The organism is Rhizobium hidalgonense, from assembly GCF_002914525.1.
GTDB classification, from domain to species: Bacteria; Pseudomonadota; Alphaproteobacteria; order Rhizobiales; family Rhizobiaceae; genus Rhizobium; species Rhizobium hidalgonense.
Genome location: NZ_LODW01000053.1, coordinates 1 through 22,485, shown reverse-complemented (window position 1 = coordinate 22,485; position 22,485 = coordinate 1). Strand labels below are relative to the sequence as shown.

At 61.2% G+C, this 22,485-nt stretch carries 17 protein-coding genes and 1 pseudogene; 11 read left to right on the top strand and 7 right to left on the bottom strand.

Annotated elements, in window-relative coordinates:
- The first annotated feature begins 52 nt into the window (after positions 1–52).
- Both ATY29_RS14770 and ATY29_RS14765 read left to right on the top strand, forming a co-directional pair.
- Positions 53–601, top strand: coding sequence for a sigma-70 family RNA polymerase sigma factor (locus ATY29_RS14770; protein WP_003568692.1), 549 nt, complete (start codon positions 53–55; stop codon positions 599–601).
- Positions 598–1,242, top strand: a complete 645-nt coding sequence (locus ATY29_RS14765) for an NrsF family protein (protein ID WP_003568691.1) — start codon at positions 598–600, stop codon at positions 1,240–1,242. The genes ATY29_RS14770 and ATY29_RS14765 overlap by 4 nt, the downstream gene beginning before the upstream one ends.
- 89 nt (positions 1,243–1,331) lie before the next feature.
- Here the strand turns inward: ATY29_RS14765 and ATY29_RS14760 are convergent, their stop codons facing one another.
- Positions 1,332–3,209: a HAMP domain-containing methyl-accepting chemotaxis protein gene (locus ATY29_RS14760; protein ID WP_003568690.1), complete on the bottom strand. Its 1,878-nt coding sequence runs from the start codon at positions 3,207–3,209 to the stop codon at positions 1,332–1,334.
- 405 nt (positions 3,210–3,614) lie between these two features.
- Here ATY29_RS14760 and ATY29_RS14755 point away from each other — a divergent pair, with 405 nt between their 5' ends.
- A complete protein-coding gene (locus tag ATY29_RS14755) occupies positions 3,615–4,325 on the top strand; it encodes a 4'-phosphopantetheinyl transferase family protein (RefSeq protein WP_097536763.1) in 711 nt (236 codons plus the stop codon).
- On the opposite strand, the gene ATY29_RS14750 is transcribed toward ATY29_RS14755, so the two are convergent.
- From ATY29_RS14750 to ATY29_RS14740, 3 genes are read right to left on the bottom strand one after another with little or no spacing between them, the layout of a single operon-like run.
- Positions 4,298–5,656, bottom strand: a complete 1,359-nt coding sequence (locus ATY29_RS14750; RefSeq protein ID WP_097536762.1) for a lysine N(6)-hydroxylase/L-ornithine N(5)-oxygenase family protein — start codon at positions 5,654–5,656, stop codon at positions 4,298–4,300. The two genes, ATY29_RS14755 and ATY29_RS14750, sit on opposite strands and share 28 nt — an antisense overlap.
- Positions 5,653–9,645 carry a non-ribosomal peptide synthetase gene (locus ATY29_RS14745; protein WP_097536761.1) on the bottom strand — a complete coding sequence of 1,331 codons (3,993 nt, stop codon included), beginning with the start codon at positions 9,643–9,645 and terminating at the stop codon, positions 5,653–5,655. Before ATY29_RS14745 ends, ATY29_RS14750 begins: the two co-directional genes overlap by 4 nt.
- Before the next feature lie 17 nt (positions 9,646–9,662).
- A complete protein-coding gene (locus ATY29_RS14740) occupies positions 9,663–9,881 on the bottom strand; it encodes an MbtH family protein (protein WP_003568684.1) in 219 nt (72 codons plus the stop codon).
- Between the two features lie 194 nt (positions 9,882–10,075).
- On the opposite strand from ATY29_RS14740, the gene ATY29_RS14735 reads away from it, so the two are divergent.
- From ATY29_RS14735 to ATY29_RS14725, 3 genes are read left to right on the top strand one after another with little or no spacing between them, the layout of a single operon-like run.
- Positions 10,076–11,065, top strand: a complete 990-nt coding sequence (locus ATY29_RS14735) for a GNAT family N-acetyltransferase (RefSeq protein WP_193550357.1) — start codon at positions 10,076–10,078, stop codon at positions 11,063–11,065.
- Entirely contained in the window at positions 11,062–12,483 is a 1,422-nt protein-coding gene (locus ATY29_RS14730) for an MATE family efflux transporter (protein ID WP_097536759.1), read from the top strand. The genes ATY29_RS14735 and ATY29_RS14730 overlap by 4 nt, the downstream gene beginning before the upstream one ends.
- A 10-nt stretch (positions 12,484–12,493) precedes the next feature.
- On the top strand, positions 12,494–13,681 hold the full coding sequence (locus tag ATY29_RS14725) for a PLP-dependent transferase (RefSeq protein ID WP_097536758.1): 1,188 nt from the start codon (positions 12,494–12,496) through the stop codon (positions 13,679–13,681).
- Here ATY29_RS14725 and ATY29_RS14720 read toward each other — a convergent pair.
- Complete coding sequence (locus tag ATY29_RS14720; RefSeq protein WP_097536757.1) at positions 13,572–14,228, bottom strand: sigma-70 family RNA polymerase sigma factor; 657 nt, start codon at positions 14,226–14,228, stop codon at positions 13,572–13,574. The two genes, ATY29_RS14725 and ATY29_RS14720, sit on opposite strands and share 110 nt — an antisense overlap.
- Positions 14,229–14,393: 165 nt before the next feature.
- Here ATY29_RS14720 and ATY29_RS14715 point away from each other — a divergent pair, with 165 nt between their 5' ends.
- Genes ATY29_RS14715 through fhuB form a run of 3 tightly spaced genes read left to right on the top strand, consistent with a single transcriptional unit; the run spans position 14,394 to position 17,712 of the window.
- Complete coding sequence (locus ATY29_RS14715; protein WP_003568675.1) at positions 14,394–14,885, top strand: GNAT family N-acetyltransferase; 492 nt, start codon at positions 14,394–14,396, stop codon at positions 14,883–14,885.
- 32 nt (positions 14,886–14,917) lie between these two features.
- Positions 14,918–15,748, top strand: coding sequence for an iron-siderophore ABC transporter substrate-binding protein (locus ATY29_RS14710; protein ID WP_097536756.1), 831 nt, complete (start codon positions 14,918–14,920; stop codon positions 15,746–15,748).
- The gene (gene fhuB / locus ATY29_RS14705) at positions 15,748–17,712 is read left to right on the top strand and encodes a Fe(3+)-hydroxamate ABC transporter permease FhuB (protein ID WP_097536755.1); all 1,965 of its coding nucleotides are present in this window, start codon (positions 15,748–15,750) and stop codon (positions 17,710–17,712) included. The genes ATY29_RS14710 and fhuB overlap by 1 nt, the downstream gene beginning before the upstream one ends.
- A gap of 378 nt (positions 17,713–18,090) precedes the next feature.
- Here fhuB and ATY29_RS14700 read toward each other — a convergent pair whose 3' ends face one another.
- Complete coding sequence (locus tag ATY29_RS14700) at positions 18,091–20,262, bottom strand: TonB-dependent siderophore receptor (RefSeq protein WP_097536754.1); 2,172 nt, start codon at positions 20,260–20,262, stop codon at positions 18,091–18,093.
- 418 nt (positions 20,263–20,680) lie between these two features.
- Positions 20,681–20,905 carry a type 2 periplasmic-binding domain-containing protein gene (locus ATY29_RS14695; RefSeq protein WP_244597405.1) on the bottom strand — a complete coding sequence of 75 codons (225 nt, stop codon included), beginning with the start codon at positions 20,903–20,905 and terminating at the stop codon, positions 20,681–20,683.
- 108 nt (positions 20,906–21,013) lie between these two features.
- Here ATY29_RS14695 and ATY29_RS14690 point away from each other — a divergent pair, with 108 nt between their 5' ends.
- Together ATY29_RS14690 and ATY29_RS14685 are read left to right on the top strand one after the other, a co-directional pair.
- A complete protein-coding gene (locus ATY29_RS14690) occupies positions 21,014–21,622 on the top strand; it encodes a J domain-containing protein (RefSeq protein ID WP_003568669.1) in 609 nt (202 codons plus the stop codon).
- Between the two features lie 359 nt (positions 21,623–21,981).
- Positions 21,982–22,409, top strand: a pseudogene (locus ATY29_RS14685) (VOC family protein).
- The last annotated feature ends 76 nt before the right edge of the window (positions 22,410–22,485 follow it).

Below are 22,485 nucleotides of genomic sequence, written 5' to 3'. Positions count from 1 at the left end.
TGATCCTCTCTGTAACCGATTGGCTGTTTTTCCGAATGAACTCTCCGACAGCATGACAACCGCCCGTTCGGAAGAAGCCCTGAAAGCCTTGATGCTTCTCTCCCTTGACGGGGACGAGGCGGCCTATCGGCGTTTGCTGACGACTTTGCGCGCGCTGCTGGTCGGTTATTACAGCCGCCGGATGGCTGCGGCGACGAAGGCGGATATGGAAGACCTGGTGCAGGAGACATTGCTGGCACTGCATTCTCGCCGATCCACCTATGACCGAGAGCGACCTTTCACCGCCTGGTTCTTCTCGATCGCCCGCTACAAGCTGATCGACCATCATCGCGGCCACGGTGGACGCAGGCTGGCCGAGACCGAGCTTGGCGAGGAGATCGAAGACGACTTCAGCGAGGACACGCTGACGGCCCGCATGGATGTCGAGCGGTTGCTCGATGGCTTATCACCGAGACAGCAGGAACTGATCCGGCAGGTAAAACTCGAGGGCCAGTCGGTCGCCGACACCGCAACCCGCACCGGCCAGTCCGAATCGGCGGTGAAAGTCGGCATCCACCGGGCGCTCAAGGCGCTCGGAGAGAGATTGCGAGGCGCATCGTGACAAAGACGGACGACATCATCGAAAGCCTGGTAGGCGACCTGAAGCCGGTGCCGCGCAATGCGCTGTGGCGCCGCTTCGCGCTTGGCCTAGTGCCGGCACTCGGGCTCGCGCTGCTGCTGATGCTGGCCATTCTCGGCCTCAGGGTCGATATGCCCGATGTGCTGATGCTGCCGGTCTTCTGGATCAAATCGGCCTATAATGCACTGATTGCCGTGGCGGCTCTCCTCGCCGTCTTTCGGCTTTCCCGCCCCGACGGTTCCGAGGGACGCTTCTTCGGTTTGCTCGCCCTAGTCTTTGCCGCCATGACGGCGATCGCAGCCATCCAACTCATGATGGCTCCCGCCGGGTCTTCCCGGGTGCTGATCCTCGGCTCGTCGGCGCTTCATTGCCCGTTGCTGATCTTCGGCTTCGCCATGCCGGTCTATGCCGGCGTCGTCTGGGCACTGCGTCGCGCCGCACCCTCCGATCTCCGGCTAACCGGCTTCGTCGCCGGCATTGCCGCCGGCGCTGCCGGCGCCTGGGTCTATTCCTGGTTCTGCACCGAAAACGGCATGCCCTTCGTGCTGATCTGGTATTCCCTCGGCATCCTGCTCACCGGCGCCCTCGGCGTCCTCACCGGTCCTCGCTTGCTCCGCTGGTAGAACCTTTCTCAGCCGAGACACTTCGCGATTTAAAGAGATCAATTTTGGGCGCTGACATCAGACCCCTTCCTCCTGACCTCAGTCGCGCGTCACCTTTGCATCACCCGGCGCGGAGCGACCAACCGGATCGGCATGTTGCCTTCGAAGGACCTGCCGCCGCGCTGCGTGTCTGCCGCGCCTCTGTCGCCGTCCAATTGAAACTGATTAACCAGATCCCGCAGACGGCCTGCCTCGGACGACAACGATGCGGCGGCAGCCGTCGACTGCTCGACCATTGCCGCATTTTGCTGGGTCGTCTGGTCCATTTGATTGACGGCGGTATTGATCTCGGCAAGTCCAGTTGACTGCTCGCGCGCCGAAGTGGCAATCGCATCCATGAGCTGGTTGATCTGTACGACGTACTCGCCGATCGACTTGAGCGACGTTCCGGTTTCGAGAACCAGTTTCACGCCATTTTGCACTTCGGTTGACGACTTTTGAATAAAGCCCTTGATTTCCTTGGCTGCTTGAGCGGCGCGCTGGGCAAGCTCACGGACTTCCTGTGCGACCACGGCAAAACCTTTCCCCGCCTCACCCGCACGGGCAGCCTCAACGCCGGCGTTCAGCGCCAAGAGATTTGTCTGAAAGGCGATTTCATCGATTGCACCAATGATGTTCGAAATCTGTTCTGAACTGTCCTCGATGCGTCGCATGGCTTGTTCAGCCTCCGAGACGACGGTTGCCGACCGCTGAGCGCTGATATTGGCTTCCACCGCCACATGGCGCGCCTCATCGGTGCGTTTGCTGGCCATCGTCACATTCGACGTGATCTCGTCCAAGGCTGCGGCCGTCTCCTCAAGAGAAGCTGCCTGTTGCTCGGTACGCTTGGAAAGGTCCTGTGCGGCAGATGCAATTTCACCGGTACCATTGTCTATGCTGTGTACGGTCTGCAGCACCGCGCCGATCGTCGCGCCCAATTGCCGGAGCGAAGCGTTGAAGTCTTCGCGCAAGGTTTCGTACTCGGCTGCAAATTGCTCCGAGAGCTGGAAGGATATATCGCCTGCCGCAAGCCGCCGGAGGCCTCCGCCCAATGTCGTGGTTGCGAAGCGCAATTGTTCAGCCTCGCGTTCGGCGCGCTGCTGGGCGGCAGCGCGCGCCGCCTCACTCTCACTGCGGGAGTCGGCGGCCTCCTTCTCAAGCCTGACGACATTAAGGGCGTTTTGACGAAAGATTTCGACGGCGCCGGCCATTTCACCGACTTCGTCGGCGCGGCCGGCATAGGGAATATCACTGTCGAGGTCGCCATCCGACAAACGCTTCATGGCGGATGCGGTTCGTCGGATCGGGTTGGCGATTCCTGATATTGCAAACACGATGCCCGCCACGGCAACGAGCACGGCGATTGCTGCAATTGCTGCCGTCAGAATGAAAGCGGAATCGGCAGAGACACCACTTGCGGTTACGAAACCTTCGGCCTGGCTGAGAATGAAAGCAACCAGATCCCCCACCGCCTTGTTCATCAGCGCAGCCTGTGGCTCCATATTTTCCTTGAAGAAACGAACTGCTTCCGGCGTCTTCCCGCTGGTTTCGAGGGCGATCATGTGATCCGCCAGTTCGCGATATTTGCTGAGCTCGGGTTTGATCTGATTGATCAGTTCGCGCCCACGCGCCGTGCGGACGCCGTTTTCATATTCGGCGACAACCTTGTCGAGCGCAGCGCCGGCAGCGTCGATCTCTTGCTTTCCAACCTTCTGCTCCTCCGCCGTGTCTTCCAGAAGATACTGAGCATAGGTTAGTTTCAGGTCGAGGAAGTTGTCCTTGATCTCGCGAGCCGTCACCAGCCGCTGCATCCAGAAGGTCCCGATCTGTTCGGCATTGGCCCTCAGTGTCGACATCGTGGTCAGCGAGACATAGGATAGTCCAACCATGAACAGGCTGATGATTGTCAGCTTTAAGATCAGGGCCTGCTTGATACTCGGGCGCTTCATGCGGGTCTCCTCGAAGGTTTGCTGGGACGACCGGCTTGCCGGTTGATGCAAAATCTCACACCGGATTCGATAATTTAGTATTAACTAAACCGGGCCCCCGGTGTCGTTTTTGGGAAACTTTTGCGCCGACACAAACTTCCGCGATTAGTCCGAATGCAGCACGACTCAAAGTTCCTGGAAACCGCGGAAAAAAGCAGCCATGGCGAGTGAAAATCTCTCCTCGCTCAGATCTCGAGACACGAAAATGGCTCGGCCGAGATTGGTGCCGCGCCGATCGTCGGCTGCGGACGGGAGCTAAAAGGGGACCTGAAAATTAATTTCTGTGGCGCCCGCCAGGGAGCCGTCCACCACGTCGGCAAGCAGCTGCGCGCTTGCCAAGCGGCCTCGGGAACACATACTGGACCCATGCAGCGATCAGAAAGCCCACCTGCCGGCATCGAAATCTCCCTCTGGCAGTATTCCGGGAGCGAATGCGACTGGAGCCGCTGGTTGCAGTCGCTTTCACAAGATGAACGGGACCGGGCGGCGACCTATCGGTTTGAACGAGATCGGGCCTCGTTCATTGCCGGCCGCTATCTGTTGCGGCAACTGTTGAGCGACTATGTCGCGACAGCGCCAAGCAAGGTCGTATTGTCTCCGGACCAGTACGGCAAGCTGAGGCTTGCGGGTCGTGACACGCCGCAATTCAGCCTCGCCAATGCCGACGGGCTTGTGACGGTCGCTGTCGCGTCGGGATGTGATCACCTCGGAATAGATTGCGAACCGGTCGACATCGAGATCGAAGAGGCGGCGGTGGCGAGCTATTGCAGCGTAGACGAACGGCGCCGGCTTGCAGAATTGCCTGACCACGAACGTGCGCGGGCGGCTGTCGCACTCTGGACGCTCAAGGAGAGCCATTTGAAGGCACTTGGCGTGGGCTTGCGCGACGATCCCAGCAATATCGCCTTTTCCTGGAAGGATGGCATCCCTGTCATGGTCGGCGGCGATCGACGATGGCATCACCGCCTGATCGAAAGTGGCAGCCAGCACATAGTCGCCCTGGCTGCCTGCTCGGCAGTCGGACTGCCCAGCATTTCTACACATCTATTTCAGGACGATAGCAGGCCATCCGAATAACCGGTGCGAAGCTGATGCGGCATTGCAGAAGCGGTCTCGGTCGCCCAGGCCAGTTGCGCATTGTCCGGTTCCGCATCGAAATGCTGCCGGCCGAGCAGCGTATTGACGATCGTCGCGCTGCGCCAGGCCATCAGGCTGAGCTGAGAGTCGGCGATCCCATGCGAGTATCGACCTGCATTCTGCGCCAGCAGCCGATTTGCCCTGGGACCCGTCCATTGCATCGTGTAGTCGTCGTTGAGGATGGGATAGCCGTTTCTGTCGAGCGTGATCCGTTCACCCAGCGAGCCGAGAGCGTCCGGCAATCGGAACCGGTAACCGGTTGCCAGAACCACCGCATCGGCGTGAAGTACCTCGATGCCCCCGTCGAATTGATTCCTGACGATGAGCCGATATGCACTGCCATTCCGCTCCATCTGGATCACGTCACGATTCGGCGCCAGAGATGCATTGAGCATCCTCGGCTCGAGATAACGCAAGGCATAGAGGCGACGGTAGATCGAGTGGATAGTCGAAATCGACAGTCCGTCGCTGGTCAGGATCGAGTTCTTCAAAGCTGCCTGCTTCTGCTCGCCGCCGAGCTTCAGATAGGCCTGCACATATTCCGGCGAGAAGACCTGGTTTGAAAACGGCGTGTCGTTGATCGGTTCGAAATTATGACGCCTGCTGATCCAGGTCAGCTCCGTCATCGAACCGGGATCCCCAAGCAGCGCCTCGACGACCTCGCCACCGCTCTGGCCGCCGCCGACCACGACGATGCGGCCGGCTCCGAGATCGGCGAGACGCGACTTCGCCTCACTGTTGTGAAAGCAATCCGCACCCAGAAACGGTTTTGCCCAGTCTGGCACGAAGGGTGAAGATCCCGTACCGACCACCAGGTTGCGTGCTTCTTCCTGGCCGTTGTCGAAGCGCAGGACGAAGCGGTCGTCGCGGTGCTCGACGTCGCGAATGTCAGTTCCAAAACGCAGACCGTCCACGCCCTTGGCGACCCAGGCGAGATAACGTGCAAACTCCTGCCGGGGAACGGCGTCATAATTGGCGTTGAGGAATGCATAGAGCCTCTTATGAGCAACCAGATAGGAGACGAACGACCAGCGGCTTGTGGGCAGGACGGGGGTGACGAGGTCTTTCAGAAAGGACGATTGCAGCTCGACGCCGGGCATCATCATGCCCGGATGCCAGTCGAAGGCGTCGCGCCGCTCGAAGAAGCGGCTGCGGACCTCGGGCACCGATTCCAGCAGGGAGGCAAGGCTCAGATTGGAGGGACCGATGCCGATGCCGGCAAGATCAAGCGGCTCGTTGAGGGCGTCCCTGCGGGTAAAAGCGACGGTCATGCGTTATCCTTCTCTGTTTCCTTGAGGCGCAGGGCAAGCCTTGAGTGGAAGGCGGGGGAGCCGATCATGTGCAGGTGGTTGGTGCCGGTGATGATCTCGGCCGCATGCGCGCGCGGCGACAAGCGGCGCCAATCGATCAGGTTGAGGCCGCGGTTGAGGCTGTCGTCGGCCGCCCAGGGATAAATCGGCACGTCGTGAGGGACGAGCCGGTGCTTGCGGAAGATCAGGGCATTGTCGACCAGCACCCAGAACGTATGTTCGCGGCTGCTGATGTCAGGCCCATCGGTCGGAAGCGGGTCCTTCTCGTCGCCGACAAAACGCAGGAACTGCTCATAAGTATCGGCGTCCATCGTCGACAGCAGCCGGTCCCATTCCGGGCGCATCACCGTTTTCTGCAGCCATGCCTGCACGTCCCGATGCAGCGCGTCGCGTTCGCCCGGCCGGAAGCGCGGCCTGGCGCCGATCGCGAATTCCGATCCGAGGTCGCAAACATCGACCATCGCCATCATCCTGACGTCGACCTCATTGGCAAGCGTGCGAGCGGCCTCGTAGGCCAGGAGCCCGCCCCAGGACCAGCCGAGGAAAGTGCAGGGCGCGCCGCTGCTCTGCTTCCTGATATAGTCGACATAGCTCTCGATGATCTCTTCGACCGGCGCGCCGACTTCCTTATTTTCGGATAGCGAGTGGCAAATGAAACCGGTCGCCGGCTGATCGGCGCCGAGATAATCGACGAGCTTCACATATTCGCGGGTGCTGACGAGAAGGCCGGGGAAGCAATAGAGCCGCGGCTTGGCACCGGAAGCGCGCAGCACGATCACCTCGGAGAGATCCCGCTCCTCCCCCTGCTCCATTACACCCGCAAAGGCGCGAATGGTGGGGTTGTTGAAGATATCGGCGACGGTGAGCGGGATTTTCGGCCTGCGTTGGCGCAGCAGGGAAAGAATGCGGATCGCGCCCAGCGAATTGCCGCCGATCGTGAAGAAATTATCCTCGACGCTGATCGCCTCCAGCTTGAGAACCTGGCGCCAGACATCCAGCACCTCTTCTTCGAGCGCGGTCGCCGGCTCGACGATCTCGCGCTTGACCGGCTGCGGCGCGGGCAGCGCGAAGCGGTCGAGCTTGCTGTTCGGATTGGTCGGCATCTTTTCCAGTTCGACCACAGCCGCCGGCACCATATAGGAGGGCAGGCTGCGTTCGAGGCCGGACCGAACCGTCTCGACGTCGAGCCTTTCGTCCTTTTTCGGAACGACATAGGCAACCAGCGCATTTTCGCCACCACCGTCGTCGTCGCGCAGCACGACCAGGGCTTCGCCGACGCCGGGCTGCTGGAGCAGCACCGCTTCGATCTCGCCGAGTTCAATGCGGTAGCCGCGCAGCTTCACCTGATGGTCGACGCGACCGACGAATTCGACGGTTCCGTCCTCGCACCAGCGCGTCAGGTCGCCGGAGCGATAAAGCCGGCCGCCTTCTTTCGAGAACGGATCGGGGATGAAGCGGTCCGCCGTCGTATCTGGCTTGCCGAGATAGCCGCGAGCTACGCCCTCGCCGCCGATATAAAGCTCGCCGGTCACGCCGATCGGGCACGGATTGAGGTCGGGATCGAGCACATAGACGCGCCTCAGTCCGACGGCGCGGCCAAGCGGAGCATAGACGCCCTGGAATTTCGTGCCCGCCCTCACCTTCCAGACCATCGGCGTCATGATGGTTTCTGTCGGACCGTAGCCGTTGATCAGCCATTCCGATTTCAGCGCCCGCGACAGAAGATCGAAGGTCGATTGCGCCAGCCCCTCGCCGCCGAACGAATAAAGTCGCATCGGCGGCGCGGCATCGGTAATGTCTGCCCATTCCGCCAGCTGCTGCAGATAAGTTGTCGGAATACTTGCATTGTTGGCGCCATGCTTGCGCATTGCCGTCAATGTCTCCTCCGGCGTCCACAGCGGCTGGTCGGGCAGAATGATGCTGCCGCCTTCCATCAGCGGGTTCATCCACCGCTCGTGACCACCGTCCGAACTGAAGGGCAGGAACGGCAGTTCGCGGGACTCCGAACTCATGCCGTAGACACGCGAGGTATTCTGCAGATGGTGCGTCAGCGGACCGTGCTCGACGGCGACACCCTTCGGCAATCCGGTCGATCCCGAGGTGTACATGACATAGGCGAGCTGATCCTTATGCGTGGGAACATAGAGCGGCGTATCCGGCTCGCCGTCGAGATCGAGCTTGTCGAGTTCGAGGATAATGGTGTCGAGCTCGTCCGGCAGCCGATGGCGCAGCCAGCTGTGGGTCAAGACGATCTTGACGCCGCCATCGCGCAGGATGTGATGGTTGCGCACCGGCGGATGATCGGGCTCGACCGGAATATAGGCGCCGCCGGCCTTCAGCGTCGCGAGGATGCCGACAATCGCCTCCGGTGAGCGCTTGATGAAGATGGCGACCGTGACCTCGGCACGCACGCCGAGCTGCCGCAGCCGATGGCCGAGGCGGTTGGTGCTCGCCTCCAGCCAGCTATGGCTCCACTCCTCTTCGCCGTAGACGATCGCCGTCTTCTCTGGCGTCCGGCGCGAATGGGCTGAGATCAGTTCATGCACCGGCCGGTCGTCGTTGACGACATCATCCTCGTAGGGGGCGGACAACCAGTCGAGCTCGTCGCTACCCATGAGTTCGATGTCCTTGATCCTGAGATCCGGCTGCGCGACGATCTGCTCGAGCACCAGGCAGAAATGCCTGGCGACACGGGCGATCAAGGCGCCGTCGTAGAGATCCTCAGCATAGTCGATCAGCCCAAATGCGCCGCCCTCCAAACGCGCCTCGACCACCAGGGAAAGCTCGCTGTCGGCACGCGCGCCGGACGGTTCCAGGTTCGTCGCATCTCTCGCGACCGGATAGGGTTCGCGGTATTCGAACATTGCCTTGACCACCGCTTCCTGGGCGGCCGCCTCGTCGACCACCAGCTCCTGGGTGATGCGCTCCAGCGGCACGAGGCGGGCAAGCCCCTCCTCCGTCACCGAAGCGATCGCCGCGACGACGTCGTCGAGGGAATGCCGGGAGGCGAGCGGCAGGACGAGAGGAAGCACCTGTTCGGCGCGGCCGCGGCTGGCGAAATGTTCCGTTTGTGGCCGCGCGACCAGAAGGCCGGTCAGCAAAGCATAGTTGCCGCTATAGCGCGCCAGCAGCGCGCAGAAGGCGGCGTGAAACACGCGCTCGACCTGAAATCCCTTTTCGCCCGCATGCCGTTCGAGATTGCGCCACAGCTCGGGCTCGATCGCAAACCGATGCTCAGCGCGCGCCACGCCTGCAAGCCCGCCGCTGTTGAAGCGGGTGGGGAAGGTCGAAGCCGTGTAGTCGAGACCGATCGTGTTCTTCCAATAGGAGAGCGCATCTCGCGCCTCATCCGTCTCCAGCCATTCTTCCTCCCTCGTCCCGGCTGAAATTTCCGCCGGCTGTATGCCGCTGGCCGGCGCGCCGTCGAGAATGCGCGCCAGCGAGCCGGCAAGAACGGATTTTTCGCGGTCGTCTGAGATAATCGGATGCAGCACGATCGTCAGCAGCGACTGTCTGTCGGCAAGCGGGATGATCTGGATGCGCGCACCCGGGCCTTCCAGGAGGTCGAAGCGCTTGTCGCGGAAGGCTTTTCGCGTGGCCAAGGCTTCAGCCTCGGAAAGAGCAACGCCCTCTTTGCAGGGGATTTCGACCGGCACCGCGTTCGATGCGCCGCGATATTGCTCGATGCGCCCGCCCGCCAGCCGGCGGAAGCGGGTGGCGAGCGACGGATTCTCAGCGACCAGCGCCCGGCAGGCGCCGGCAATCGTCTCGACGTCGAGCGCTGCACTCAACCGCAGCCCGATGACCTGATCGGGAAAGACTGTGTAATTGCCGATCTGCTCTAGCGACCAGATGCGCTTCTGCGCGATCGTCAACGGAAAGCTTTCGAAGACGGTATCCTCAGCATCGGTCGGGCGGGCATCGGCGAAATTGGTGATCTGCTTGTTCATCTTGCCATCCAGACCTTTCAGAGACGCGCGTCGCCGGCCATGGCCGAGCGCAGGGAAAGCGGGCGCGGGTCGGCCCAGACGTCGCGGATATGGGCGAGGCACTCCTGGCGCGAACCGGTAAAACCGGCGGGCTGCCAGCTCAGCGGAATCCGCTTGTCCTGCGGCCAGACCGAGTAATGATGCTCGGTGTCGATGACGACGATCCAGAGATCGTCGCGGGGCTCAAGATTGTCCATTCGAAGCTCCTGCAGAGATTGATGTCATGCGCAAATGACGGATCTCATCAGCCGGAGTTTAGAAAATTGCTGAGAATTTTTTTCTTCTCTTACCCCTAAATTCAGCTGGTGATGGATCGTCATTCTACCAAATCGGCACAAGAGCACGCTTCATGCTCACAGCATCAAAAGCCCTGCCGATCAAGGAGAACATCATGGATTTCGACGCCGCCAAACAAAGGCGGGTTCTGCAGGCGCGCAGCTATGTCAGGCTAGCCCCCAATATTGTCCATCTCAACACCGTGCACGGGAATCACCAAGTCGCCCTCGAAGTCGAAGCCGGCATCGCCTCGCTAACCTTCTACGAGGGGAATCCTGTGCAATCGGCGGAGCTTCTGATGGCAGCCGCCGAAGCGGTGACGGCGCAGGACCGCTCGATCAAATCGGTCATTTTCGAAGGGCATCAGGCAAGCCTTCCCCGGCACATTTCAGGCATCGACGGAAGGCTCGATTCCGCGATCCTCTGGCAGTGGCCCTCATTGTGGCTGCCGCAGCTTTCCTATCCGCTGCCGCCGGTGCAGGAGATGACTGCGGGCCGCTACCATCCGCGCCGGCCGGCAAAACCGAAAGGCACGGTCTACCAACGCTTCATCCCCTGGCTGGAACGGGAGATCACCTTCAGGGTCGCCGACCACGAGACCGATCTTGCCGCCTTTCATCGCTGGATGAACGACGACCAGGTCAACACGATCTGGGAAGATGCGGGCTCAATCGACAAGCACCGCGAGATCCTGCAGGAGCGGATCGCCGATCCGCATGTGCTGCCGCTGATCGGCAGTTTCGCCGAGATTCCCTTCGGCTATTTCGAGGTCTACTGGGCCAAGGAGGACCGGCTCGGCCCCTTCTACGACGCCGACGATTACGATCGCGGCTGGCATGTCGCGATCGGCGAGCCCGCCTATCGCGGCAAGAAATGGATCAGCGCATGGCTCCCCTCGCTGATGCATTTCATCTTCCTCGACGATCCGCGCACCAGGCGCATCGTCGGTGAGCCGCGTGCCAGTCACGAGCAGCAGATCCGCAATCTCGACCGCTCGGGCTTTGCCAAGGTCAAGCATTTCGATTTTCCGCATAAGCGGGCGCTGCTGGTGATGTTGACCCGCGAGCGTTTCTTCGGCGACCATCTCTGGGTGCCGGCATCATGAACGACATGAGCGAGATGAACGGCAGCCCTCAGAAACGGCGGCGCCTTGCACCGGAAGACCTCGCCAGTCCCCAGCTTTTCAGGCTGCTGCTGCGGCTTGGACTGCCTGCCATGTTCGGCCTGTCGATCAATGCCGCGCATCACACGATCAACATGATCTTCGTCGGCATGATCGGTGAAGACCAGATCGCCGCGATCATGATCGTCCTGCCGATCCTCATGCTGATCGCCGCCTTCGGCGAAGGCATCGGCGTCGGTGTGGCGACGGAAGTCGGGCGGGCGCTCGGCGCTGGCAATCGATCGCGGGCGAGCACGCTCGCCTCGATCAGCCTTGCGGCCGGCGTCGTCTTCGGCGCAGCCAGTGCGGTCGCAATCGTCGCATTTCCATCTTTCCTGCTGTTTGGCGCCACGCCCGCGATCGAGCCGCTCGCGCAGCATTACCTCCTCATCATCGTGGTCTCGATCCCGCTGACGATGGCGCAGATCATTCTCGATTTCCTGGCGATCGCCGAGGGCAATGCCCGCTTCAGCATGTGGACGCTGGTCGCCTGCTTCGCGCTGAACATCATCCTCGACCCGATCATGATCTTCGGCTTCGGCCTCGGACTGCAGGGCGTGGCAATCGCCACCATCCTCTCCCAGCTCGTGGCGCTCTCAATCTACGGCGCCTATCATGCCAGGCGGCTCGGGACGGTCCGGCTGACGTTCGGCTGGCGGTTCGGCGACATCAGGCATCTCAAGCCGGTCCTTGCCGTGGGCGCGCCGACGACGCTGACGAGCCTCGCAACGGCGGGTGCAATCGCCATGATACTGTCGGTCGCCGGCACCTATTACGGTGAAGACGGCATTGCCGGGATCGGGATCGCCTTGCGGCTGCTTGCGGTCGGCGCACTGCCCGTCATCGGCATTTCGCTCGGAGCCCAGTCCATCCTGAGCTTCGCCTGGGGCCGCGGGGATATATCGCGGGTGCTGTCTGCGGCCCGCATGCTCTCCGCCGTCACGAGCGCGGTCGGCGGCGCCTTTGGACTGACGGCGATCGTCTTTTCCGAACATCTTGCCTCGTTCTTCACCGACGATGCATCCGTGATTTCGATCGCAGGACAGGCGATCGTCGCGACCCATCTTCCCTTCCTGCTGTTCGGCCTCAGGCAAACCGTTCTGATCCTCTTCCAGGCGCAGGGCAGACCGAAAGCCGCCGTTGCCGTGGGCCTGGCGCAGAATGGTTATCTGCTGTTTCCGCTGCTTGCGCTCTTGCCGCCCTTCTTCGGTTTTTCGGGCCTGCTCGGAGCAATGTTCCTCGCCTCTGCCCTGACCGGCCTGCTGTCGGCCGTCTGCCTGATGAGGACACTCAGCGCACTCCGGCAGCGCTCTGCCGACCATGTTGCTTCCATCCGTCCCTATCCCAGCTTTTGTCCATGAGAGGATGACCATGAACAAGTCGATCAACCCGCACGACCTTGGCGCCCATGCGATCGCCGACGATCTCTTTACACCTGTCGATCCGGCGGCATTCAACGCCGTCTCACCGCCGATCTTCCAGACGTCGCTCTTCACCTATGACAGTTACGAGGCGATGGAGGATGTCTTCGCCGGCCGCTCGCGCAACTACATCTATTCGCGCGGCGACAATCCGACCGTTCGCGAATTCGAACTGCTGATCGCCCGCCTCGAGGGCGCGGAGGACGGACGCGCCTTCTCCAGCGGAACGGCCGCCATCACCTCGACCATCCTCAGCCTCGTGGAAGCAGGCGACCGGGTCGTGGCGGTCCGCCACCTCTATAATGACGTCTATCGCCTTTTGGTGAAGCTGCTGGGCCGGCTTGGCGTCACGGTGGATTTCGTCGATCCCTCCGACCATGACGAGGTGCGCAAGGCGCTGCCGGGCGCCAAGCTGCTCTATCTCGAAAACCCTTCCTCCTTCGTCTTCGAGCTTCAGGACATCGTGGCGCTGTCGGCCATGGCGAAGGAGGCCGTTGTTACCACCGTCATCGACAATTCATGGGCGACGCCGCTCTTTCAGAAGCCGATCCAGCACGGCGTCGACATCGTCATTCACGCCGCCTCGAAATATCTTGGCGGCCACAGCGATACGGTCGCCGGCGTCGTCGTCGGCTCGAAGGAGGCGATGGCCAGGATTAATGCAACCTCCTACCCCTATGTCGGCGCCAAGCTTTCGCCCTTCGAGGCCTGGCTCCTGCTGCGCGGCATGCGCACGCTGCGCGTCCGGCTCAAGGAGCACGAGCGCAGCGGACTTCTGCTCGCCGACCGACTGAAACAGCATGCCGCCATCGCCCGCGTCCGCCACCCGGCCTTTCAGGATCACCCAGGCCGGGCGACGCTGTCGGGTTATGCCGGGCTCTTCGCCTTCGACCTCACGCCCGATATCGATGTCGCGCGCTTCGTCAACGCGCTTCGCGAGATCCGCCTCGGCGTCAGCTGGGGCGGACCGGAAACCCTCGTGGTCCCCGCCAAGGTCGCGCTGCAGATCCCCGACCGGATGACCACATTCATCCGGTTCGGCGTGAGCGAGCAGACGGTTCGTTTCGCCGTTGGGCTGGAAGAACCGGAACTGCTTTGGAGCGACCTGCAACAGGCGCTGCACGCCGCGCGGCGGTAAGATCCTGCCGATGTTCATGATCGGGGCGGTCGGGCTCGGTGATTGCCGAGTGGCAATGCTGCTCCGCCGCCTTGATCATGAAGTTGACGAGGGTCCTCGATACGCCGAGTTCGGCGGCAATATCCTTCTGCGGCACGCCGTTGAGGCGGTGGCGGATGAAGGCATCATTGGTCCGCTTCGGGAGCGCTTCCAGCGAGGCGAGCACATTGCGCAGGGTCTCGGCAGCGAGAAGCTGGTCGAGCACGGTGGGGATGGGAGCAGTGATCTCTTGAACTTGGTCTATCGACCTATAGTTGTTCATCTGCTGGCGCCGCCGGCGGCTCTCGTCGAGTGCGAGATTATAAACCATGCGAAAGGCATAACCGATCGGGCAACGAATGTCGTCGGTTTTGACCCCATAGGCTTTGATGACTCCGTCTTGAAAGATGTCCTCGGAATATGATCTTGATTTGACAACGCTTTCAATCGTCTTGAGGAGTTTCTCCTTATTCTCGATCATAGCGTTGACCACGGCATTACCGTTCACATCACGATGCGATGGTCGCATTGTCCTGTACCCTTTTTACAAATGGAAAATCAGGCTCTGTCGTTGCTGGTCGGTTCGGTTCTGGCGCTCCTTTTTTGAGCGGAAGTGCACGATTTGATTGCAGTGTCTATTTTAAGGTGATAATAGGAGTCAAGTTTAAATCGACCGGCTGAAGGCGAGAAAAGAATGGGAAGAACAGTTGAGATCCTGACAGGCAAGGCGGAGCTCTGCCGCTCGATCTTGGGGGCGTTGCCCGACTGGTTTTCAGAACCGGAGGTCATCGAAGCGAGTGCCGCTACGGTCGAAGATCTGCCGTTGTTCGGCTATATCGAAGCGGACGTCGTGACAGCGTTGATGGCCTTGAAACCGCACCTGCCCGGGGCCGTCGAAATCGTGCTGATTGCGACGCGCCCCGAATATCACGGCCGCGGTGCCGGACGCCATCTTCTCGACGAGGCCGAACGCTTCGGCCATCAAGCGGGCGCCCGGCTGCTGACGGCCAAGACGCTCGCCCCGCGCGGCCTCGACGAACCGCAATTCGAGGCGACGCGGCGGTTTTATGACCGGAACGGCTTCGTCAGGGCGGAGGTCTTTGCCACGCTGTGGGAGGAGGATCATCCGTGTCTGTTCATGGTCAAGCCGCTCGCTGCGGTCCAGGCAGGCGAGACCGCGTTTTGAGACGACGAGACTTTCTTCTTGGCGCGCTGGCAATGACAGGCGCGCCCACTATTACGCGCGCCGGCGATAGCGGCGTCGTTTCGCTCGATTACGGACTGGCATCGACGATGCTGGCGCTCGGCAGCGTGCCGCGTGCGATCGCCGCGCTCAGGAACTGGCCGGAATGGGTCGTCGAGCCGGCCATGCCGCCAGATGTCGTCGAAATCGGCACCACCTCCGAGATCAATCTCGAAGTCCTCACCAGCCTCCGGCCATCGCTCATTCTCAGCACGCCGTTCCTGGCAGCACTGGACGACAAACTGGCCCGCATCGCGCCGGTTGAAACCTTCACCGTCTATGCCGAGAACGGCGAGGCGCTCGATCGCTCCTATGCCGAAACGCGGCGTCTCGGCAGCTTGATCGGGCGGCAGCAGGAAGCGGAGGCATTTCTCGCCCACGCAGACGCCACGTTCGACCGGCTGCGCGAGCGGGCGGGGAGCCTGTCAGCGCCTCCGGTCGCCGTCATCAACTTCATCGACCAGAGGCATGCGCGCATCTATGGCGGTCCCGGGCTTTACGGCGGCGCCATGAGACGCATTGGCCTTGGGAACGCCTGGAAAGGCGAGGCCAGCTATTGGGGATTTCAAACGATCGGCCTGGAACAGCTCGCCGAGCTCGATGAAGAGGCCCACCTCGTCGTCGTGTCGCCGCTGTTTCCGCCCGATGTCCTCACCCGGCTTTCCGAAAGCCCGCTCTGGACCAGCCTTCCTTTCGTCCGGCGGCAGCGGATATCAGTCGTTCCAGGCGTGCTGATGTTTGGAATGGTCCAGGAGGCGCTGCGCTTTGCGACCTTGATGGTCGATGTTCTGGAGACTGCCGCCTGATGAAAGTCGAGTTTTCCCGCTTCGGCGCGCCCGCACTTGCGGCGCTGCTGCTGCTTTCAGGCCTGGGCCTGGCTCTCCTCGAGATCCTGCCGGCGCTGCCGCATCTGGAGGCGAGTGGCGGTTACGACGCTGAGCACCTGCTGCTCCTCTATTCGACGCTCCCGCGCATGGCAACCGCGCTGATCACGGGAGCCGCCCTCGCACTCTCGGGCACGATCCTGCAGCAGGTGTTGCGCAATCCGCTGGCCTCGCCGACGACGCTCGGCGTATCGGCCGGCGCCAATCTGGCACCGGTCTCCGTCATGCTCGCCTTTCCGTCGCTGACGGGATGGGGGCGCGACGCAGTCGCGCTCAGCGGAAGTGCGCTTGCTGCCTTGGCCATCTTTTCGATCAGCGCCCGGCATGGGTTTTCACCTTTTTCGCTCATATTGTCGGGCATGATCGTCGGCCTCTGGTGCGGCGCGGCAGCGGCCATCCTGGTGCTGATGAACGATCAATATCTCTCGGGGATCTTCATCTGGGGCGCCGGATCGTTGTCGCAGCAAAGCTGGGCGATCCCGGCATCGCTGCTGCCGAAGGTTGCGCTGCTGGCGGCACTTGCCCTTATCGCCACAAGGCCTCTCACTCTCAGCCAGATCGGCGATGCCGGCGCAACAAGCCTCGGCCTGCCGATCAAATGGGCGCGGGGCTTCATCCTGGCGATCGCGATTGCGCTGAGCGCCCTTGTCACCAGCGCCGTCGGCATCATCGGCTTCATCGGACTGGTCGCCCCGCAGATCGTTCGGCTGGCCGGCGCCAGACGGATCCTCAGCCAGTTGATCTGGTCGCCCATCGCCGGCGCCGGCCTTCTCCTGATGACGGATCAGGCCATCAAGCTTCTTGCTCCCGGCGACTTCGTGCCGACGGGGGCGGTGACGGCACTGCTCGGCGGCCCGATTCTGATCGCTCTTCTGCCACGCCTTGCCACCGCCTCGCGCGCGCTGCCCGGCGTGGCGTCGCCAGGGCCTGCGATCCACAGCAGAGCGGCATCATTCGCCATCCTGCTCACCGGCATCATCGCATTGGCGATTGCCGCGATCTTCTTCGGTCGCACACCCGACGGAGCCTGGGCTTGGCTGCCGGCCCGCTCATGGGATGAAATTCTTCCCCTGCGGCTGCCGCGGGTCGCCGCCGCATTCGGCGCCGGAACCGTGCTCGGCGTGACAGGACTGATCCTGCAGCGGCTGACCGGAAACGAAATGGCAAGCCCTGAAGTGATTGGCGTATCGGCAGGAGCAACGCTCGGTGTTGCCGCCGCCATGTTTGCTTTTGCCGGACCGAGCCTGACAATCCAGCTTGCGTTCGCGGGCGGCGGCGCCCTTGCCGTGCTGACCGTGATTTTCCTGTTGAGCGCTCGTTCCGGTTTCGGCCCGAACCGCGTGCTGCTCGCCGGCATCGCCTTCGGCGCGATCCTCGACGCCGGGATCGGCGTCCTTGCCGCGAGCGGCGATCCGCGCGGCTTGGCGCTGATACGCTGGATGGCGGGCTCGACCTATTTTGTCGACAATGCGGTGGCGGCAAGCGCGCTGCTGATTGCGCTCGCCTGCCTCATCGCCGCATTTCTCGCCAGCCGCTGGCTTGCCCTGCTGCAACTTGGAACCGAGACGGCAAGCGAACTCGGCCTCAGGATCCTTCCCGCACGCGTAGTGCTGTTCGGGCTCTCCGCCATCATGACGGCGGCGGCGACACTCGTCGTCGGCCCCTTGAGCTTCGTCGGGTTGATGGCACCGCACCTTGCCCATGGTCTCGGTCTTCGCCGGCCCGCCGCCCAGCTTCTGGCCGCCGCCATCATCGGAGCGGCCCTACTGGTCATCGCCGACTGGACGGGGCGTATGATCGCTTTTCCCTATCAGATCCCCGCCGGATTGATCTCGGCTCTTGTGGGAGCCCCAATGCTGCTGATCGTTTTACGAAGGCGGGCGTGAAGGCGTTCGTCTTTGATTGGGGGGCCCGGGACAACGCAGGCCCCATCACCGGCGCACGGCGGGACACCACCGAATGGCGCCCGTCCGGCAGCGGGCTGGCTTCGCTGCAGTGACGCCACGCTACGGAATTCATGCCGAACATCGGGATTTGCGTCCGCAGCGCGGGAACGTCTTCAAGGGAGCGATGATCCGGCCAGAATTTCACGGCACAAATATCCCTGCCGCGGTACGAAGATGCCCGTCTGCAAGGCGAACCGAACAACTCGCTGCGGTGACAACGAACGACTGTCGCCCACCAAGCCATGGAGGCCTGGTGGGCGACAGGATGATCGGTAATCAAGGTCGGGCCTAACCGCCCGTTCATCTCAACCGCAAAGCTTACCACCGATACTTCAGGGTGCCGGTCATGTTCCTGCCCTGGCCGAGATAGCAGAAGCCCTCTTCGCAGACTGTCTCGCGCTCATCGCCGATGTTGCGGATGTTGAAGGCTGCCGTCATGCCCTCGTATTTCTTGTCGACCGCGCCAAAATCATAGGAGGCCGATGCATCGACATAGAAAGTCGCGGGATTTTTCGAGGTGTTGGCAACATCCGTCCAGGTCTCGCCGATGTAGCGCACGCCGGCGCCAACCGACAGACCGTTGAAGGGATTGCTTTCCTGGAAAGTGTAGTTCGCCCACAGGCTCGCAATGTGGGTCGGGGTGACGGCCGGAGTCTTTCCGACGTTGTCGCCGCCGGTCACTTCGGAGTCGTTGTAGGTGTAAGCTGCAATGATATCGAGACCGTCGGCGATTGCCGCCCGGGCTTCGAGCTCGATACCCTTTCCGGTCACTTCCCCTTGCGAGTCGTAGGCAAAGGTCAGCGGGTCGGCGAGCCTCGGCTTATTTTGCTCGACGATGTGATAGGCGACGGCCGATAGCAGGATGTCGGAGCCGGGAGGCTGGTACTTCACGCCGACTTCGTATTGCTCGCCCTTCGTCGGCGGAAGAATTGTGTTGGCTGCCGATCGGTTGGTGACCGGATCAAAGGAGGTCGCGTAGGAGACGAACGGCGCGATGCCGTTGTCGAATAGGTAGAGTGCGCCGGCCTGTACGGAGAAGGCATTCTTGTCGACATCCTCCGAGCTGACCGTAGGCAAGGTCGAATCGCGTGTCTGGTTCACCCAGGTCTGCCGGCCGCCGAGGTTGAAGCGCCAGTTCCCGACCTCGATCTGGTCCATGGCGTAGATGCCAACCTGCCGCATATCGGCATCGGAAGCCAAGACATTATCGTCCGGCGTAGCGCCCGAGACTCCATAGGTCGGATTGGCGATATCGAAGTCAAATGCCGGATCGGCCGCTCCGGCGCCATAGCCAAAGCTCGACTTGAGATTGGTGTAGTCGAGCCCGAACAGCATCGTATGCGCAAGCGGGCCCGTATCGAATTTCGCCTCGAGCTGATTGTCGACCTGGAAAACGTTCATCTCGTCCCGGATCGCATTTGTGCCGCGATGCGCGACGGTGCCGGTCCAGCCGGTAACCTCGAGATAACGGGCCTTCAGATCGAGATGCGAATAGCGCAGGTTCTGCCGGAAGGTCAGGCCGTTGTCGAATTCATGCTCGAACTGATAGCCGACCTGCTGCTGCTTGACCTTCTGGTAGTCGTAGTCGGGATCGCTCTGCCTGATGTCGCGGATCCTGCCGTCCAAGGTCGTGATCGCGCCGACATTGGAGTCGGTCTCATCCGCCTGCGCCAGGCCGTATACCGTCAAGGACGTGCCCTCGTCGGGCTTCCAAGTAAAGGATGGCGCCAGCAGATAACGATCGTCGGTAATATCGAAATTGGTGTCGCCGCGGCGGGCGACGCCGACGATGCGATAGAGGAAATCGTCGTTGTCTTCGCTGATCGGCCCGCCGAAATCAAACATCCCCTGCACCCGGTCCTTGGTGCCGTAACTCATGCCGACTTCGCGTATCGGCTCCTCAGTCGGAAGCTTCGAGATCTTGTTGACGAGGCCACCCGGCGATCCCGAGCCGTAGAGAACGGATACCGGTCCCTTGATCACCTCGACGCGCTGCAGCTGATACGGATCGGTGCGGAACATGCCGTAATTGATGTAGGGTTGGCGCAATCCGTCACGATAGTCGCCGACCGTCGTGGCGTTGTAGCCGCGAATGTAGATCTGGTCGAAACGTGGATCGAAGCCGCTCGTTCCTGTAGTCACGCCGGCCGTATAGCGCACCGCCTCGATGACCGTCTGGGCGCCGCGCTGCTCGATTTCCTTCTCCGTAGTGACCGAGACCGAACGCGGCGTCTCGACGAGCGGCGTGCTGATCTTGGTCGCGCCGGCGCTGTTCTTGGCGGTCACCGATGTCCGATCAGTCTTGCTATCAGAGGCTGCACCCTGAATAACGATCGGTTCCAGCGTCGTCGCGGTATCGCTTGTGGCGGCACTCTGCGCAACGGCCGGCGACGCTGCCATGCCGATCAGAATGACCGCCGTCGTAGCAAACAGGCCCTCTCGATAAATTCGCGGTAGATTATTAGAAACATTCAAAAAAACAAGCGCCATCACTTGGTCCCTACGTCACAGATGCGCGCGGAACCTATGGAGCGAATTTGGCCTTGTCAACATAAGATGATTATTTTAGTCATCTTTAAGCGATGGGCCTGCGCGTGCGACCCTCGCGAATAGGTTGCAGGCAGTATCACGCTCAGCGACGGATGGCCCGCCGCCGAGACGGCGAGGGAATAGACAGCGCTTCAGCCGGACGGCGAACGTCATTTATGAATCCAATGGGTCGACTGATGGAGAGAGATGCGTGTCGGAGCTTTGAGTATTAGCGACAGCACCGAGCGCCCTGCAAAGCGGGAAATTGCGTCACACGATGGCCTGGGCACCGCGGGACCGACTGCCCCACGACCGAGTGTTCCGCTTTCCGACCGATGCGACTGGCGGCGCTCGTAACCGACGACCGGCCTGCACTCCCTCACCTGCCCGGCCGCACAAGCAACGGCGCGATATCGATGGTGTCGTCAAGCGGGGCGGTCGGATCCTCGCGGTTCCGGGCGACACCGAGGCCAATCTTGAAATTATTACTGGGTACCTTCGTCAACTTGAAACCGGGGTTCGGCAGATCCTGCGTCCATTCCGGCACCAAGTTGATGCCAAGCCCACCAGATTGTAAATAGACACCCGCAAAGATAACATTCAAGATCTCGGTCGTTTAGGGTGCGGTACCGTTGATCTAACGACAGCCAAGCAATCCGCGTCTGCCAAGAGCGATCTTGCCGTGGCCGGCAGCATGGCCATATAAGGCGCGATGACGTCTGATTCAAAGATTTTCGTTGGCCTGAGACCAACGCGAAATAAGCCGGCCGAACATCGGGACACAAACGGCCCGAGATGCCAATGGGATGGATGCGACAAACAAGGCGTCCATCGCGCCCCAGTGGGAGCGGATGCCGAGGGGCTATTCCTGCTGTTTTGTCGTAACCACGCAAAAGAATACGGCGAAGGCTACAATTATGTGACGAAACTGTCGAACCCCGTCACGGCCCGCTATCAGAGGGAAGCGGCAAGTGGCAGCCGCCCCAGCTGGGGCGTTAGAGTCGATCACTCTTCAGAAACTCCCCTTCCCTCCTCAATTCGCTCCGGGACCGCGAAGACGCTCAATGCGCGAAAAAGCGCTGCACAAAGCCAAGCAGCCAAAGCTGCCTTTCAATCCCGCAAACTTAAAGTGCTGGAAGCAAAAGCATTCGAAACGCTTGATCTTTCGCCAAACGCTACGCCGGACGAAATCAGAAGCCGTTACAAGCAGAGACTCAAGATGCACCATCCCGACGCAAACGATGGAGACCGCACGGCCGAGTCGGCTCTTCGGGCGACGATTGACGCTCATAAAATCCTAAAGCTCAACGGCTTCTGCTAGTTGCGATACGCGCTGGAAGCCTTAGTGGGAATGGAACCCACGGCCCCGCGGTCATGACAGTCAACTAGCACCGCAAATTCAGCGAAAATTGCGGCTCTTGATCTTCGAGGTATCGATATGAAGGTCCGGCACCTATCCCGAACTCGAATTTATGCGGAGGCAGTTTAGACCTTCAAACGAGTCGCTGTCGATGGCGACTGTTCGAAAATAGCTGCGGTACGCTCAAGAGGCGTCGTGGAAAACGCAATAGCGAAAAAATAAGCTGCTGTGTCGATCAGGTTGTCGGATCGTCGACGGTTGGTGCGTCATATGTTCATTAGGTCACTCTCGATCTGAAGAATAACCACCAGGAGGACGCGATGTCTAAGAACAACATTTGTCTGTGGTACAACAAGGACGCCGAGGAAGCGGCCCGCTTCTACGCCAACACCTTCCCAGACAGCAACGTCGGAGCCATCATCCGGGCGCCGGGAAATTATCCCAGTGGAGAAGAGGGGGACGTCCTCGTCGTCGAGTTCACCGTGGCAGGTGTTTCCTGCATCGGATTGAACGGCGGCCCGATATTCAAGCACAGCGAAGCGTTCTCATTCCAGATCAGCACCGCGGCGAATGCGGTTGGTGCAAGGATAAATGGGGTCTGTCCTGGCAAATCACACCTCGCACCCTCACCGACGCGCTCGCAGCAGGCGGCGCAGAAGCCAAGCGTGCGTTCGACGCAATGATGACCATGAGGAAAATCGACGTTGCGGTGATCGATGCAGCACGCCGAGGGAATACCGCACCATGATCAAAGGGTAAGCGCGATTTTCGATGCGCATTGACGGCTGCGGCACCGCTGAACCGCCCTCGTATCGGCAGTGATA

Bases quoted from the DNA above. Each gene is read 5' to 3' on its own strand.
- ATY29_RS14770 (WP_003568692.1), top strand. From the start codon at position 53: ATGACAACCGCCCGTTCGGAAGAAGCCCTGAAAGCCTTGATGCTTCTC.
- ATY29_RS14760 (WP_003568690.1), bottom strand. From the start codon at position 3,209: ATGAAGCGCCCGAGTATCAAGCAGGCCCTGATCTTAAAGCTGACAATC.
- ATY29_RS14755 (WP_097536763.1), top strand. From the start codon at position 3,615: ATGCAGCGATCAGAAAGCCCACCTGCCGGCATCGAAATCTCCCTCTGG.
- ATY29_RS14750 (WP_097536762.1), bottom strand. From the start codon at position 5,656: ATGACCGTCGCTTTTACCCGCAGGGACGCCCTCAACGAGCCGCTTGAT.
- ATY29_RS14745 (WP_097536761.1), bottom strand. From the start codon at position 9,645: ATGAACAAGCAGATCACCAATTTCGCCGATGCCCGCCCGACCGATGCT.
- ATY29_RS14740 (WP_003568684.1), bottom strand. From the start codon at position 9,881: ATGGACAATCTTGAGCCCCGCGACGATCTCTGGATCGTCGTCATCGAC.
- ATY29_RS14735 (WP_193550357.1), top strand. From the start codon at position 10,076: ATGGATTTCGACGCCGCCAAACAAAGGCGGGTTCTGCAGGCGCGCAGC.
- ATY29_RS14730 (WP_097536759.1), top strand. From the start codon at position 11,062: ATGAACGACATGAGCGAGATGAACGGCAGCCCTCAGAAACGGCGGCGC.
- ATY29_RS14725 (WP_097536758.1), top strand. From the start codon at position 12,494: ATGAACAAGTCGATCAACCCGCACGACCTTGGCGCCCATGCGATCGCC.
- ATY29_RS14720 (WP_097536757.1), bottom strand. From the start codon at position 14,228: ATGCGACCATCGCATCGTGATGTGAACGGTAATGCCGTGGTCAACGCT.
- ATY29_RS14715 (WP_003568675.1), top strand. From the start codon at position 14,394: ATGGGAAGAACAGTTGAGATCCTGACAGGCAAGGCGGAGCTCTGCCGC.
- ATY29_RS14710 (WP_097536756.1), top strand. From the start codon at position 14,918: ATGACAGGCGCGCCCACTATTACGCGCGCCGGCGATAGCGGCGTCGTT.
- fhuB (WP_097536755.1), top strand. From the start codon at position 15,748: ATGAAAGTCGAGTTTTCCCGCTTCGGCGCGCCCGCACTTGCGGCGCTG.
- ATY29_RS14700 (WP_097536754.1), bottom strand. From the start codon at position 20,262: ATGGCGCTTGTTTTTTTGAATGTTTCTAATAATCTACCGCGAATTTAT.
- ATY29_RS14690 (WP_003568669.1), top strand. From the start codon at position 21,014: ATGACGTCTGATTCAAAGATTTTCGTTGGCCTGAGACCAACGCGAAAT.